Annotated in this window: 14 protein-coding genes and 1 pseudogene; 4 read left to right on the top strand and 11 right to left on the bottom strand. The window is 69.9% G+C overall.

Going from position 1 to position 14,815, the window contains the following annotated elements; genetic code table 11:
* Positions 1-114: 114 nt before the first annotated feature.
* The 5 genes and pseudogenes from H0524_RS20950 to H0524_RS20930 all read right to left on the bottom strand — a co-directional run bounded on the left by H0524_RS20950 (position 115) and on the right by H0524_RS20930 (position 4,795).
* Positions 115-1,035, bottom strand: coding sequence for a phosphotransferase (locus H0524_RS20950; protein WP_180200225.1), 921 nt, complete (start codon positions 1,033-1,035; stop codon positions 115-117).
* A 134-nt stretch (positions 1,036-1,169) separates the two neighbouring features.
* Positions 1,170-1,805: a response regulator transcription factor gene (locus tag H0524_RS20945; RefSeq protein WP_180200175.1), complete on the bottom strand. Its 636-nt coding sequence runs from the start codon at positions 1,803-1,805 to the stop codon at positions 1,170-1,172.
* Complete coding sequence (locus H0524_RS20940; RefSeq protein WP_180200174.1) at positions 1,802-3,157, bottom strand: sensor histidine kinase; 1,356 nt, start codon at positions 3,155-3,157, stop codon at positions 1,802-1,804. Before H0524_RS20940 ends, H0524_RS20945 begins: the two co-directional genes overlap by 4 nt.
* A pseudogene (locus H0524_RS20935) lies at positions 3,115-3,947 on the bottom strand (ABC transporter permease). Before H0524_RS20935 ends, H0524_RS20940 begins: the two are co-directional and overlap by 43 nt.
* Positions 3,944-4,795: an ABC transporter ATP-binding protein gene (locus H0524_RS20930; RefSeq protein ID WP_180200173.1), complete on the bottom strand. Its 852-nt coding sequence runs from the start codon at positions 4,793-4,795 to the stop codon at positions 3,944-3,946. Before H0524_RS20930 ends, H0524_RS20935 begins: the two are co-directional and overlap by 4 nt.
* 272 nt (positions 4,796-5,067) lie before the next feature.
* Here H0524_RS20930 and H0524_RS20925 point away from each other — a divergent pair, with 272 nt between their 5' ends.
* The gene (locus H0524_RS20925) at positions 5,068-5,337 is read left to right on the top strand and encodes a hypothetical protein (RefSeq protein WP_180200172.1); all 270 of its coding nucleotides are present in this window, start codon (positions 5,068-5,070) and stop codon (positions 5,335-5,337) included.
* Positions 5,338-5,341: 4 nt separating this feature from the next.
* Here the strand turns inward: H0524_RS20925 and H0524_RS20920 are convergent, their stop codons facing one another.
* The 3 genes from H0524_RS20920 to H0524_RS20910 form a co-directional block, all read right to left on the bottom strand.
* Positions 5,342-6,922, bottom strand: a complete 1,581-nt coding sequence (locus H0524_RS20920) for an MFS transporter (RefSeq protein ID WP_218942371.1) — start codon at positions 6,920-6,922, stop codon at positions 5,342-5,344.
* A gap of 102 nt (positions 6,923-7,024) precedes the next feature.
* Positions 7,025-7,846 carry an aldo/keto reductase gene (locus H0524_RS20915; protein WP_180200223.1) on the bottom strand — a complete coding sequence of 274 codons (822 nt, stop codon included), beginning with the start codon at positions 7,844-7,846 and terminating at the stop codon, positions 7,025-7,027.
* A gap of 47 nt (positions 7,847-7,893) precedes the next feature.
* Positions 7,894-8,544 carry a TetR/AcrR family transcriptional regulator gene (locus H0524_RS20910; protein ID WP_180200171.1) on the bottom strand — a complete coding sequence of 217 codons (651 nt, stop codon included), beginning with the start codon at positions 8,542-8,544 and terminating at the stop codon, positions 7,894-7,896.
* A 75-nt stretch (positions 8,545-8,619) separates the two neighbouring features.
* On the opposite strand from H0524_RS20910, the gene H0524_RS20905 reads away from it, so the two are divergent.
* The 3 genes from H0524_RS20905 (at position 8,620) to H0524_RS20895 (ending at position 11,472) form a co-directional block, all read left to right on the top strand.
* Positions 8,620-9,228 (top strand): NADPH-dependent FMN reductase, encoded by a 609-nt coding sequence (locus H0524_RS20905; protein WP_018728874.1) that lies wholly within the window; start codon positions 8,620-8,622, stop codon positions 9,226-9,228.
* A gap of 17 nt (positions 9,229-9,245) precedes the next feature.
* The gene (locus H0524_RS20900; RefSeq protein ID WP_309225184.1) at positions 9,246-10,724 is read left to right on the top strand and encodes an MFS transporter; all 1,479 of its coding nucleotides are present in this window, start codon (positions 9,246-9,248) and stop codon (positions 10,722-10,724) included.
* An 88-nt stretch (positions 10,725-10,812) separates the two neighbouring features.
* On the top strand, positions 10,813-11,472 hold the full coding sequence (locus tag H0524_RS20895; RefSeq protein ID WP_180200169.1) for a class I SAM-dependent methyltransferase: 660 nt from the start codon (positions 10,813-10,815) through the stop codon (positions 11,470-11,472).
* 89 nt (positions 11,473-11,561) lie between these two features.
* Here the strand turns inward: H0524_RS20895 and H0524_RS20890 are convergent, their stop codons facing one another.
* The 3 genes from H0524_RS20890 to H0524_RS20880 form a co-directional block, all read right to left on the bottom strand.
* Entirely contained in the window at positions 11,562-13,127 is a 1,566-nt protein-coding gene (locus tag H0524_RS20890) for a S8 family serine peptidase (protein ID WP_180200168.1), read from the bottom strand.
* Positions 13,128-13,252: 125 nt separating this feature from the next.
* Entirely contained in the window at positions 13,253-14,251 is a 999-nt protein-coding gene (locus tag H0524_RS20885; RefSeq protein ID WP_180200167.1) for an alpha/beta hydrolase family protein, read from the bottom strand.
* Between the two features lie 65 nt (positions 14,252-14,316).
* Positions 14,317-14,815 (bottom strand): LGFP repeat-containing protein (locus H0524_RS20880; protein ID WP_375372019.1); only part of this gene is annotated, 499 nt, incomplete at its 5' end.

Below are 14,815 nucleotides of genomic sequence, written 5' to 3'. Positions count from 1 at the left end.
CGGACGCCCGACCGGAGTGATCAAGACAGCACACTGGACGCACCGATGGCACGGGACCGACCGGGAGAACCAACCGGCGCTGCCCCGGCCCGCACAAAAGAGCTACGGCCCGGCTCAGGCCGACGCGCCCTCCAGGTTGCCGGTGAGGTACCTCAGCGCCGCGGCGGCATCCACACCGTCACCGTGCGGACGGCGGAGGTCATCGAGGAAGGCAGCGACGTCGGCGAGCGGCCACCAGAGCCGGTAGAGGGCGATCCCGGCCGGCGACACGGTGCGGCCGCTGATCTGGCGGTACCGGGAGTGCACCTGCGCGTCCGCGCCCGTGGGTTCCTCCCGGAGCATTCCGGCGAACGCGTCGGTGAGCATCCACACGTCCCGCTCCGGGGGCGCCAGCTGCACGGTGGCCCAGTCGATCAGCCAGGCCCCGGCGGGTGAACGCAGGACGTTGCCGGGATGCAGCTCACCGTGGGTGACCACCCAGTCGGACCCGTCACCGCGTACCTCGGCAACAAGCTGGTCGAACCTCTCCTGCCACTGCCGTACCCGCCCCTCGTGCCGGAGCAACAGATCTCGGGCGGCCACGGAGTGCGGGCCACCGGTCCAGGGCCGCCCCAGGTCGGCGAGGGCCGCGTTCAGCCCGTCCCTGCCGGGCAGCAGCAGGTCGGCGCGGGGCGCCAGCTGCGCGACCGCGGGAGTGGCCCGGTGCACCTCGGCGATAAGCCCGGTCACCTCGGCGAGTTCCTCGCGCCGATGGGGGCCGAACTGCCCGGCGGCGCCGGCGATGGCCGGAAACACCGACAGGGCGTACCGGGACGACAGTCTCCACAACGGTGCCCCGTTCTCGGCCGGAACGGGCGCGAGCACAAAGCCAAGTCCCGCGTCGCGGTGTAGGGCCAGGGCGGTTTCCTGGGAGCGGCTGAGCCGGCCGAACTCCTCGTCCCGCCCGTCCGCCACGAAGCCGAGGTCGTCAACTTTGACGAACCACTCCGAGCCACGTTGATCGGTCGCCGACCAATGGTGACTGCCGAAGCCCACCGGAAGGTGGGTCAGTGACTCGACGCGAATGCACCATCCTGTACGCAGCACCGCGCGTACGTTCTCCTCAACAAGGTTTTCTGGCCGGTCCCGCAAGGGTGTCATCCTGATGGAAGCTGCGCACTCCGGCAGCGTCAGGTGCCGGCGTCGGGTGGGATGAGCCCCAGCGACATCGCCTTCGTCACGGCCGCCGTGCGGTCGGAGACGCCGAGTTTCGCGAACGCGCGCAGCAAATGCGTCTTGACCGTGGCCTCAGCGATGTTCAGGGCCCGGCTGATGTCTGGATTAGACATGCCAACTGCCACGAGGCGCAGAACGTTGACCTCGCGCGGCGACAGCACGTCCCGCTTCGGGTGCCGCACCTGGTTCAGCAGCCGGGTCGCGACCGTCGGTGACAGCACCGTCTCGCCACGCGCGGCCGCCCGGATGGCACCGAGCAGGTCGGTGCGCGAGGAGTCCTTAAGGAGATACCCGGTGGCGCCCGCCTCGACGGCTCGCAGCACGTCCGCGTCGGACTCGTACGTCGTGAGCACCAGCACCCGCGTGTCCGGTGCCACCGTGCGTAACTGACCGGTGGCGCCCACCCCGTCGAGGCCCGGCATGCGGAGGTCCATCAACACCACATCCGGGTGCAGGGCCCGCACCGACGTGAGCGCCTCGGCCCCGGAGGCGGCCTCGCCGACGACGGTGATGTCCGGCTCGCCGCCGAGCATGCCGCGGACACCGGCCCGTACAACCGGGTGGTCGTCCACCAGCAGCACCGAGATCACGAGACCGGTACCTCGACCCGGACCAGGGTGCCCGAACCGGGCTCCGAGCTCACCGTCACCGTGCCGGACATCTGCTCGACGCGACTGCGCATCGCCGCCAACCCGTAGCCTCCCGATTCCGCCGTCGCGGCGCGGCCGCACCCGTCGTCCTGCGTCTCCAGTACCACCGACCCATCGTGCTGCCCCAGCCGTACGAGGACCGAACTGGCCCGGGCGTGCTTGCGGACGTTCGTGAGCGACTCCTGCGCCGTACGCAGCAGCACCACCTCGAGTGCCTTGGGTAGCGGTGGTCCGTGGACGTCGGTGGCGAACTCCGCGTGCAGGCCGGTCTCCGACCGGAAACGGTCGACGAGCCGGCGCAGCGCCTGCGCCAGCGAGGAGTCGTCGAGCGCGGCCGGCGTGAGCGCACCGACTAGCGCCCGCGCCTCGGTCAGGTTGTCGCGAGCGGTCTCCATCGCCAGGGCCAGGTGTCGCCGCGCCTTCCCGGGTGACTGTTCGAGATCAGCCTCGGCCGCCTGCATCAGCATCAGCACGCTGGACAGCCCCTGCGCAATGGTGTCGTGGATGTCCGCGGCGAGTCGCTGCCGCTCGGCGTGCACGCCGTCCTCGTGGCTGAGCCGCGCCACCTCGGCGCGGCTGGCCTCGAGTTCGCGGATCAGTTCGGCGCGGTCGTCGTTCTGGTCCGAGACGTGGCTGAACCAGGTACCGCACACCACCGAGACGACCACCGTCATCATCGCCACCCACAGTGGCGCCTCGAACAGCGCCACCAGGTCACGCGAAACAGCGAAGATCACCGCCAGGTAGCTGACGTTGACCGTCACCACCGCGATGAACGCGCGCCGGCGCGGCAGGATGACGTACGCCTGCGGGCACAGCATGGCCAGCAGCAGTGACACACCGTTGACCATCGCCACACCGGCGGCGAACAACCCGGTGGCGCCGGCGAAGTAGGCGTAGCCGTGCCAGGTGGCGCCACCCCCGCCGGAGAGCACGCGCCGCCACACGGCGTACCAGACGAGTGCCACGACGATCGTGGCCACCGCGCCGGTGCGGGCCGTGGCCGGTCGGTTCGTGGCCCCCAGGACGAGGGCAGCGGTGGCGACGGCGATGAGGACGTAGTAGATCTCCCACACCACGTCGCTGGTCCACCATCGGCCACCCACTTCGCCGGGGTGGCTGGCCGGACCCGTCGCGGTCGGACCCATCGCGGTCGGGCAGCCCGTTGCGGTCGGACCCATCGCGGTCGGGCAGCCCGTTGCGGTCGGACCCATCGCGGTCGGACCCGTTGCGGCGCCGGTGCCGGGGATCACCCGTCCCGGCGTCCCCGCCAGCGAAACGTCGTGCGGCATAGCAGGAGACCTCCGATGCACCACGCGCCCAGGATCACCGCCGTTCTGCCATGCTCCCACGACATCACGACCTCCTGGGTGAGGATGGTGTCCGGCAGCAGCGCCGAGCGGAAGCCCTGGGCCATCCACTTCAGCGGGAACAGTGAGCCCATCGTGAGCAGCGGCTCGGGCAACGCGCTGATCGGCGTGTAGAAGATGCCGGAGATCAACGACAGGGCGATGTACGGCAGGTTCATCACGGCGCCGGCGCTGCGCTCCGAGCTGGCCAGGCTGCTCGCCGCGATGCCGAGGAACGTGCATCCGGTGACCCCGAGGACAACACCCAGGCGAAGGTCAACCAGCGCGACGGGTCGGTCGGCATCGTGACGTCAAACATCAGCACGCCGATTCCGAACAGGACGACAACCTCGGCGACCGTCACGACGAGCACCATGATGACCTTGCCGAGGAAGTAGGCCGCGGCGGGCATCGGTGCACCGCGTAGCCGCTTCAGCGTGCCGTCCTGCCGGTCGGCGGCGACACTGATACCGAGATTGACGAACGTGGTGGAGGCGACGCCGGCGGCGACCATGCTGGGCACGAGATACTGCGCCGAGGTGACGCTACTGCCCTCGTACACCCCGCTGATCATTGCGCCGAGCAGCGCGAGCAGAACGGCGGGCAGGGCGAACGTGAACACGACGGCGTCGCGCTCCCGTAAGAAGGCCTTCAGCTCGATAGTGCCGCGGTGCACGCCAAGGTAGGCGACCGACGGCCCACGGCGCGCGCCAGCGATCGCTGCGGTGGTCATCGGTCCCTGCCGATGAGAGTCAGATAGGCGTCTTCGAGGCTCTGCCGGGTCACGGTGAGGCCCGGCACGGTGCCGCCGTGGCGGCTGGTGAGGTCGGCGACGAGCGGACCGGGGTCCGACGTGTGCGCGGTGCGACGCACACCGTCCTCGTCCCAGGAGACGGTAACCTCGGCACCGGCCCGGCCACCGAGCGTCGCCGGATCCCCCTCGGCCACGATTTTTCCCGCGGCGACGATCGCGACCCGGTTGGCGAGCGCCTCGGCCTCGTCGAGATAGTGCGTGGTAAGCAGGACGGTGGTGCCGCGCTCCGCGGCCAGCGAGCGGATCAGGCTCCAGAACTGCCGGCGCGCGCGGGGATCGAATCCGGTGGTCGGTTCGTCCAGGAACAGCAGCTTCGGGTTGCCGATGACGCCGACCGCGACGTCGAGCCGACGCCGCTGGCCGCCGGAGAGCGTACGCACCCGCGCGCGCGTCTTCCCGCTCAGCCCGACCGAATCGATCACCTGATCGGGGTCCCCTGCATCGGGGTAGTACCGGGCGAAGTGTCGAACCGTCTCGCCGACGGTGAGCTCGGACAGGTCGGCGACGCCCTGCGAAACGATGCCGATGCCGTACCGCCAGCTCCGTGGCGCCTGCTGCGGGTCAACGCCCAGGACGGACACCTCGCCCTCATCCCGGCGGCGGTAGCCTTCGAGGATCTCCACCGTCGTCGTCTTGCCGGCACCGTTCGGGCCGAGCAGCGCGAAGATCTCACCAGTGACGATGTCGAGGTCGATCCCGTCGACCGCCGGGATGTTCCGATAGCGTTTGCGCAGGCCCCGCACCCGTACGGCGAGCGATTCGGTCATGGGTCCAGGCTCTCGCCACCGCGCCCGGCCGGGGACGACCACCCGACTGAATCCCGGTGTCCACCGATCGGTCGACACCTTCGGCGCGGGCCGGAGTGCTCCCACCGCGGTGCGGGCGGGCATGGGTGGGCGTCGGTGCGGGGCCGTACAGGGCGGTCCAGGCACGTCGGCGCTGGCGTCGGCGCCGGGTGAGAGCCGCCGGTCAGGGGTCGGAACGTCTGCCCGAGGACGGGTCTGTTCCGGTCTCAGCGCTCCTCCTGGCGGTTGCCGCCGTGGGCTTCAGCGCGGGGCTGCTGTTGCAGGACCGCCTCATCACGCTCACCCCGGATGACCTTCGGGGCCAGGCGCTCGGGCTGCACACGTCCGGCTTACTCGCCATGCAGGCGGCGGGTGCGACGATCGCTGGTCTTGTTGCGCAGTTCATCCCGGCAGGTACGGCGATGAGTGTCATGGCGATCGCGTCGCTGCTGGTGACGCTCGTACTCACACCCACGTTGCGACAACCGGCGACCGCCTCGACGGTCGAAAGGGTCGCCGCCTAGTCGGTCAACGGATGTGGTCATCGACGGTGGCACCGACCTCCTGCTTCCGGTCACCGTCTGGCTGCACCCGGCGCAGCAGGAGGCCGACGGCGATCGCCAGGGCGATCAGCACCACGCTGCTGATCGCCGATGTCACCGCCATCCCGGTGGTGAACGCCTCCCGAGCAGCGGCGAGCAGGGCATCGCCGACCCCGCCGGGCAGCTCGGCCGCCACGCTGACCGCCCCGCCCAACGTCTCCGTCGCGACCTGCATCGACTCGGGCGGGGTCGGCACGGGCGCGGACCCGATCAGGTCCTGGCGGTAGATGGCACCGCCGATGCTCCCCAGCACCGCGATGCCCAGGGCGAGGCCGAGCTCGCTTCCGGTCTCGGAGATGGCCGACGCCGAACCGGCGCGCTCCTCGGGAGCCGCCCCGACGACCAGGTCCGTGCTCAGGGTCATCGCACCGGAGATGCCAAGGGACGCAACGACCATGCCGGCCACCAGCAAGGTGAACCCGGCGGCCGAGCCGATTCCGGCCAGAGCACCGAAACCCACCGCACCGAGCGCCAGGCCACCCCCCAGCACTGCCGAGCGCGACAGGCGGCGGACGGCGAGCGGCGCCAGCATCGCCCCGGCAACGCCCACCAGCGTCCACGGCAGGGACCAGAGTCCGGCTCGCAGCGGGGACATACCGAGGACGAGTTGGAGATACTGACCCGCGAAGAACTGCACACCCGCCATCGCGAAGACCGCCAGGGTCTGCACGGCGACGGCCACCCCGAACGTACGGCGGGTGAACAACGCCAGGTCGAGGAGGGGATCCCGCAAAGTCCGCTGCCGGCGAACGAAGATCCAGCCGAGACCGGCCCCAAGGGCCATGCAGGCCCACGGCAGCGGACCGCTGGCCCCCTCGGCGAACTGCTTGAACCCGAACACCACGGCCAGCATGGTGACCAGCGAGGCGAGAGCACTGAGCAGGTCCGGGCGGCCGGCACCGGGGTCCGCCACCTCCGGGAGCAGCATCGGACCGATGATCAGCAACAGCACCATCACCGGCACGCCGAGCAAAAACACCGCCCCCCACCAGTAGAACTCAAGGAGAATCCCACCCACCAGCGGCCCGATCGCGGTCCCGGTGACAAAGCTGGTCATCCAGACACCGACCGCCACTCCGCGCTGCGCCGGGCTCGGAAACATGCTGCGGATCAACGCCAGGGTCGAGGGCATCAGCGTAGCCCCGGCGACTCCCAGCAGCGCCCGGGTGAGAATCAGCATCTCCGGGGTGGTGGAGAACGATGCCAGCAACGACGCGACGCCGAACCCGAATGCGCCGATCAACAACAGCCGTCGACGGCCGATCCGATCGCCGAGCGACCCCATCGTGATCAGGAAGCCGGCGATGAGGAAACCGTAGACATCAGTGATCCAGAGCAGTTCCGAACTGCTCGGTTTGAGGGCTTCGCTGAGTGCCGGCACCGCCAGGTGCAGCACCGTGAGGTCCATCGCCACCAACAGCGTCGGCAGAGCAAGGGCAGCCAGACCCCACCACTCTCGCCGCCCCGCCCGCTGCGACTCCTGAGCCACCACGACCCACCTTTTCATCGATGTAACGGGATTTGTCGTCATGTACGACTCTGTCGATCGCCACCACCGAACCTAGAAGTTGAAGAAGACTTCACGTCAAGGTGACCGACCGGGCAAGCCCTACGGGATCGGTACGGCGTCGAGCTGGTGCAGCACCGCTTCCGGTAGCTGCAGGTCGGCTGCGGCGAGGTTCGTCCGGGCGTGACTGACCCGCGTGGTGCCGGGTAGCGGAAGAACGGTGCGGCCGTGGATGCGTTCGCGGTGGTGGACCCACGCCAGCGCGACCTGTCCGGGGGAGGCGCCGAGTTGTTGGGCGAGACGGGCCAGGACCGCGCCGGGGTGGTGCGGCGGCGTGTCGTCGCCAACCGGCCGGTGGTGGAGCAGGCCGTGGGACGTCGGTGAGTGCGCCACGACGGTGATGCGGTGCTCGGTGGCGGCGGCCAGCAGGCTGGCCTCGATGCCGCGCTCGGTCAGGGACCAGCGCTCCTGCAGCGCGGTGATCGGGTGCACGGCCTGGGCGCGGTGCAGGTCCGCGGCGGTGACGTTGGAGAGTCCGATCGCCCGTACCAGCCCGCGGGCCACCAGGTCGGCCAGGGCCCCGACGGTCTCCTCGATGGGCACGGTGTCGCTGCGGTGATGCAGGTAGTACAGGTCGATAACGTCGGTGCCCAGTCGCTGGAGGCTGGCCTCGCAGGCGCTCCGAACGTATGCGGGATCGGCGCGCACCTCGAAGCCGCGGGGGAGGTCGGGGCGGGGCCGGAGGCCGAACTTGGTGGCCAGGGTGACCTGCCCGCGCCGGGAGCGGATGGCGCGGCCGACGAGTTCCTCGTTGCCGTACGCATCGGCGGTGTCGATCATGCGTACCCCGTGGTCGAGGGCGGTGTGAATGACAGCGACGGGATCGCGGTCCGGGTCGGCGGCGGTGTTGTCCCGGAGGCGCATGGCACCGAAGCCCTGCCGCCCGAACGCTTCCGCGGTCAACGGTGGCGTCATGCGTGGTACCCGTGCAGGAAGGCCCGCACGCCAGCGGTGATCCAGTCTTTCCGTCCGCGCATGGTGGTGGGGGTACCTGGCGGGCCGGGTGTCGCCGAGACCAGGCGCGCGAAGTGTACGGCGGCCCGCTCGGCGTCGTCGGCGCGCAGCAGGTCAGCCTCGGCCCAACGACGCAGGCGGGCGGCGAGTTCGGCGCGAACGCGTGCGGGACCCGCCTGCCACCAGGCGGTGACCGCCTCGGCGTTGAGGTGGTCGGCCTCGGTGTCGACCTGCCGGATCAGTGCGCGGTGCGCGTCCGGCTGCCCGGTGTCGGAGAGCCACGCGTGGGCGAAGGCCGCAAGCGCCGGTTCGACCTGGTCGCGGGAGGCGACGGCGTCGAGGTGGAGTTCGATCAGCGCGGTCTCCTGCGCGGCGACGGTGGCCGCGGACTCGGTGATCACCGTGGCGAAGAGCGTCGTCTTGTCCGTGAAGTGCTTGTAGATGGTCCGGGTGGAGACGCCGGCCTCGTTCGCGATCGTGTCGATGCTGGCGCGGCTGAATCCGTCGCGGGCGAACGCCTGTAACGCTCCGCTGAGGATCGCGGCTCGTTTGTCCCCGCGCAGCCGTGGCCCGGCGGTGGCGGGCGATGCGCTCGTCGTCTCAGTCATGGCGTCCTCTCGTCGCTTGCGTCACCCACGCTACCATGTAAAGTACCTGATGTACTTTACAGATTTGGAGGCATCATGACCCGCATCGCCGTCCTCGTCGGCAGCACCCGCCGGCACCGCCGTGGCAAGGCCGTCGCCGACTGGACGCTGCAGACCGCACGGTCCCGGGGCCCGGCAGACACGGTGTTCGAGCTGGTCGACCTGGCCGAGTTCCACCTTCCCGTGCTCGACGAGTCGGCCCCGGCGCTCTACCACACCTACGAACACGAGCACACCAAGCGCTGGGCCGCAGCAATCGACGCCTTCGACGGCTACGTCTTCGTCACGCCGGAGTACAACCACGGCGTCCCCGGCGGTGTGAAGAACGCAATCGACTACCTGTTCTACGAATGGAACGACAAGGCCGCGGGCTTCGTCAGCTACGGCGTCCACGGCGGGGTGCGGGCGGTGGAGCAGCTCCGCCAGATCGCCGCCGAGCTCAAGCTCGCCGACGTACGCACCCAGGTGGCGCTCAGCACCTTCACCGACTTCGACTACACCGGACTCGACCCGGCCGACCCCGCCACCACCGGCGTGTTCACCCCGACCGAACGCCACGCCGACGACCTTGCCGAGCTGCTCGACGAGACGGTCGCCTGGAGCCGCGCACTCGCCACACTGCGCACGGTCGCCGCGGCCAGCTGAACCGGCGGCCCGAGGCAGTGTCGTCACCGACCGCGCGCGCGGCACCGTCGGTACCCACCTCCCGCGGCAGCCTGCCGGTGATCCTCGCCGGGTTCCTCGCCCTGCCGATGTCCATGTCCGGGGCGAGCGTGGCGATTCCACGAATCAGCGCCGAGGTCAACGCGGGCAGCGCGGCCACGCAGTGGGTGGTCACCGGCTACTTCCTGACCGCCTCGGCCCTCATGCTCGTGGCCGGCTCGCTCGCCGACGGTGTCGGACGGCGCCGCGTCTACCGCATCGGCGCGCTGGCCTACACCGCGGGCAGCCTCGTCGCGGCCCTCGCGCCCGGCGTCGGCGTCCTGCTGGGAGCCCGGGTACTGACCGGCGCCGGCGCCGCATGCATCCTGGCCGCGAGTGGCGGGATCCTGGCGGCCGGCTTCACCGGCCCGGCCCGCATCCGCGTCTTCGCCGCCGTCGGCGCGACCGCCGCGCTCGGCCTGGCACTCGGGCCCAGCGTGTCCGGGTGGATCGTCACGACGGTGGGGTGGCGACTCAGCTTCGGCTGCTTCGCCATCGTCGGACTCCTCCTCGCCGCCGGCAGCCTGCTGCTGCCCGAGAGCCGAGCCAGCGTCCGACCACGCATCGACTGGCTCGGCGCGGTCACCCTGGTAACCGCGCTGACCGGCGTCCTGCTCGCCATCTCCCAGGGCCCGGCGCGGGGCTGGACCGACCCCGTCGTGCTCGGTGCCGGCCTACTCGGGCTGGTCGCACTCACCGCCTTCGTACCCGTCCAACGGCGTGCCGCCAACCCGGTGTTGGACCTGACGCTGCTACGCCACCGGCGGTTCATGGGCTGGCTGCTCGCCACGTCGCTCACGGCATTCGGCTACGGCGGCGTGCTCGCCTTCCTGCCCACCTATCTGCAGGCGCCGGCCGGGTTCACCGCCGGCCAGACCGGCCTGATCATGCTCCTGCCGACCGTGCCGATGATGCTCGTACCGCCGGTCGCCGCGGTGCTGGTCAACCGGGGCGTCACCCCCACGGCGCTGATCACCGTCGCCCTCCTGGTCCTCGCGGGCGGAAACGCCTGGCTCAGCGTCCTGACCCCCGGCATTGACGTGCCCGCCCTGGCCGGGCCGCTACTGACCGTCGGCGCGGGGGTCGGACTGGCCATGGGCGTCACCGACGCTCAGGCCGTAAACCAGGTCAACACCGAACGCGCCGGCATGGCCGCGGGCATGCTCAACACCGTGCGCGGCGCCGCCAACGCGGGGATCCTCGCTCTCTTCGGCGGTGTCCTCATCACCCTCGTCACCGGCAGGCTGGGATCGGCGGACCTCGCGGGACGCGTCGTCGCCGGCAACGTCGGCGCCACCCCCGACGCCGGTCGGCTCGCGGCCCACCTGACCGACGCCTGGCGGATCACCCTGCTCGGCGTCGCTGTCCTGGGTGCGGCCCTGGCCCTCATCACCGGTCTGCTCGTCCGCTCGACCACCACGCCCGGTGCCGAGCGATAGCCGCAAACCGGCGCGATGGTGGCGCTGCGGGGTGTGGGTTTGGAGTAGGTTCGTGCCTCAACGGCCGACGACGGGGAGGGTCAGCGGGATGGACATCGGTACCGAGGAGCTACGGGACGCACACGACGTGTTGTCGGAGTGGTATGCGAAGAACCTGGTCGGGGTACTGGAGAGGATGCCGGTCGAGCGGGCGATGCTCGACCTGTTCGCCGAGCTGACCTTGTCCCTGGGTACGGAGGTCGCAGACGTCGGTTGCGGTACCGGACGACTTCTGCCGTACCTAGCGGGTCGGGGCCTGTCACCGTCTGGGGTGGATCTGTCGCCCGGAATGGTGGCGGTGGCGCGGCGGGAGCATCCGGGCTTCGGGTACGAGGTCGCCGATCTGCGGGAGCTACCGTTCGCCGACGCGTCGCTGGCCGGGGTGGTGTGCTGGTACTCATTGATCTTCCTGGCACCGGACTCCCGGGCGAAGGCGTTCGCCGAACTCGCCCGGGTCGTACGGCCGGACGGCTACCTGGTGGCGGCGTTCAAGTACGGGGACGGGACCGGGCATCGTAATGCTCCCGGTAGCCCCGTCGAGAGCCTCGGAGTCGACTTCGATCGGTACTGGCTCTCGTCCCGGGAGATGGAGGACCGCTTCACCACCGCCGGATTCACCCTGGTGTTCCAGGGCAGCGCCCCGCCCGAAGAGCCCGAGCCCGCATACGGGTACATGCTGGTCCGCAGGAACAGTTCCGCGAACACGTAGGGCGCGGAGCACAGGCTCCGCACACCGCCGCCCCGCGAGGCCCCTCCCGGGTGGTGCGGAAGGGGCCTCGGCCTGTGGGGGTCGGGGTTTCAGAGGTTCAGCGTCCAGGTGTTGAGGTAGCCGATGTCGTTGAGCCAGACGTCGCGTACCCGCAGTAGCCAGGTACCGTCCGCGTACTCGCCGGACAGGTCGACCGCGTAGGTCTCGTTGATGTGGTCAACCCGGTCGAAGAAGTCCCAGTTCTTCAGCCGGTAGGCGGAGCCGTCCGGGGCGACCAGGTCGATCTCCACGTCGCCACGGAAGGTGTGCCGGATGTTCACCGCGACGGTCGAGGTGGCCGAGGCGGCCCGGCCGCAGTCCGAGAGGGTGATCGAACTGCTGGCCATCGCCAGATCCAGAATCGCGACGTCGGTGTCGTTGGTGCCGGTACAGCCCGCCGGCGGGGGCGGAGGCGGGGTGCCGTCGTCGACAAAGAGCAGCCGGTTCGGCGATCCGCCGCCCGGGTTGCCGACGACGCCGCTGGTCGCGTTCGCCACCAGGGTGCCCCGGACCTGCTGCGGGGTGTACGCGGGATTCTCGGCGAGCACCAGCGCGGCGGCACCGGCCACGTGCGGTGCCGCCATCGACGTACCGCTGGTGGTGAAGGTCGAGGTGTCGCTGCTGGCCCAGGCCGAGGTGATCGACGAACCCGGCGCGAAGATGTCCAGACAGCTGCCGTAGTTCGACATGATGTAACGGGTGTCGGTGCTGTTGGTCCAGCCGACGGTGATCGCCGCCGGGGTCCGGGCCGGGGATTGGATGCAGGCATCGATGCCAGCGTTGCCCGCCGCCACCGTGTACGTCACGCCGGAGTCGATCGAGTTGGTGACCGCGCCCTCGATGGCGCTGCTCGGCAGCGCGAAGGAGAGACTCATGTTCGCCACGGCCGGCTTGGCCGCGTTCGCGGTGACCCAGTCGACGGCGGCGACAACGCTCGCGACCGTGCCAAAGCCGCCGCAGTCGAGCGCCTTGACCGCGACCAGTTTGGTCGCCTTGGCCACGCCGTGCACGGTACCGCCGACGGTGCCGGCGACATGCGTGCCGTGACCGTGACAGTCGGTGTCGTTGTCATCCAGGGTGTTGGTGCCCCAGGTTGCCCGCCCACCGAAGTCGGTGTGTGTCGTACGGACACCGGTGTCGAGGATGTACGCCGTCACGTCACCGGCCGTGTTCGGGTACGTGTATGAGCCGTCCTGCGGTCGGTACCGCTGGTCGATGCGGTCCAGACCCCAGGACGGTGGGTCCGGTTGGGTGCCGGCGAGCGACACGGTGTGGTTCTGTTCGACGTACGCCACCGCCGGGTCGGCGGCGACCCGGGCCGCCGCCGCGGCGCTGAGCCGCAGCTCACCACCCCGCACGGCCGTGGTGTACGTACGCGCCACCACGCCACCGTGCCGGCTGCGTAGCCGGTTCAGCGACGACCCGACGGCTGACCGGTTGACCCCGCTGTCCTTGAAGACCACGAGGTAGCTTCCCGGTACGGCCGTGGCCCCACCGGCGTTGCGGACCGTACCGGCCGGCTCGGCGGCCTGGGCCTGGGCCGCGGTCGGGGTCGCGGTCGCGACCATGGCCAGGGCGACGACGCCGACCAGGACGGAGCTGCGGTGCTTACCCATCTCCTACCTCCCGGTGGACGGCCGGCGGCCGTCCACCCGTTCGTAGCGGTTAGCTCGTCCACCCGTTCGTAGCGGTTAGCTCGTTCGCTGGTTCGACGTGGTGGACGCGGGGGTTCTCGTCCGGGTCAGCCGGCTCGGCGTAGCCGCCCCAACATGCCGTCGAGGTCGTCCCTGAAGAACTCGTGATGGAAGAAGTGTCCGCCTGGCCTTTCGAGTCCCTGGTGGGGAATACCGGCCTGACTGAGGGCCGCGCGGAACTCGCGTTGTCCGGCGAGCACCTGGGTCTCGTTGATGACGTCCCACCAGTTGACCGGCTCTGGTGAGGTGCCGGCGACCAGGAAGACCCGTTTGTGGTGGTAGCTCGGAATGCGTTCCATGGGGTTGTCCGCGGTGACCCGAGCCTGGTCGAAGAACGGCGCGCCATAGATGGTGCCGCCACCCAGCTCCACCGCGGCGGAACTGAGGTTGGCCCAGTGCGCGACGAGGTGACCGTCGCGACGCAGGCTGGCGGGCCCGGAGTGGGAACTGACAGAGCAGAAATGTCCGAAATACTTGGCGGCGTACTTCAACGCACCGAAGCCGCCCATCGAGAAGCCGGCCACCGCGCGTCCGTCGTACTCGGCGAAGGTGCGGAAGTTCGCATCGATCCACGGCACCAGTTGGTCCATGTGGAAGGTTTCCCAGTCGCGTGGGCCCACGAAGGTGCTGACCGGGTTGCAGTACCAGCCAGCGGCGCCGCCGTCGGGCATGACCACGATGATCTCCCGGCCGGCGGTCAGATTAACGATGTTCTCGTGCATGTGGAAGTGACGGAAGTCCTGCTGGCCACCGTGCAGCAGGTACAGCACGGGGTAGCGTTTACCGCTGGTGTGGTAGCCGTCGGGCAGCAGGACATTGACGGCGGGATCCCATCCGATCGCATTGGTGGAGAAGCGGTAGTACTGCAGCCGGTCGGTGTGAATGGTGGGCGGGCTGACGACGCGGAGGCCGAACCCGTCACCGACGGCGTGGGCCGGATTCGGTATGAGGGCGGGGCCGCCGAACGCCCCGACGGCGGCTGCGGCTGCCGTGCCGGTGAGGAGGCGGCGGCGGCTCAGCGCGGTCGGCTGCGATTGCGGGGTCATGGTTGCTCCCTGAGGTGGGTGGCTTGCTTCTGGGTTGGGGAATGGAGGTGAGGTGGTGATGCTGATCAGGTAGGGGTGATCCAGGTGCCCTGGTCGGGGTGCCAGTGGATGGTGGCTTCTTGGAAGCGTTGGTACTTGCCGTCACCTTCGTCGAGCTCATCGGTGCGGGGGTAGCCCAGAACGGCTTCGCTACCGGCGTCGTGGAAGGCGTCGTAGATAGCACCGTGAACGGTGTGGGTCCCGGTTTCCGGTGACCAGAGAAACAGACCGTGCTCAAAGAACTGGAAACGTCCGCGAGTCCCGTCGGGCGCTTGGGCGGCGTCCGCCTCGTCCATGGTGGGGAAGCCCCAGCGTCGCTCGGCATCGGTGGCCCAGAAGGCGGTGAGAATGTCGCCGTAGATGGCATGGGCGATGTCGGGCCGCCACAGGATGATTCCGTTCTGGAACTGCTGGAACCGCCCACCCAGCGAGGCGTCCTCTTCGGCACGGATCGGCCAACCGAGCGGGCCGCCCGGCCCGCCCATACTGTGATACTTCACCCCGATCGTGCCGTACGGCTGGAAC

Origin of the sequence: Salinispora sp. H7-4, assembly GCF_013416675.1 — a bacterium.
Classification (GTDB): Bacteria; Actinomycetota; Actinomycetes; order Mycobacteriales; family Micromonosporaceae; genus Micromonospora; species Micromonospora vitiensis.
Note: the sequence above shows the minus strand (reverse complement) of the source record. Positions and strands in the feature narration are given on the sequence as shown.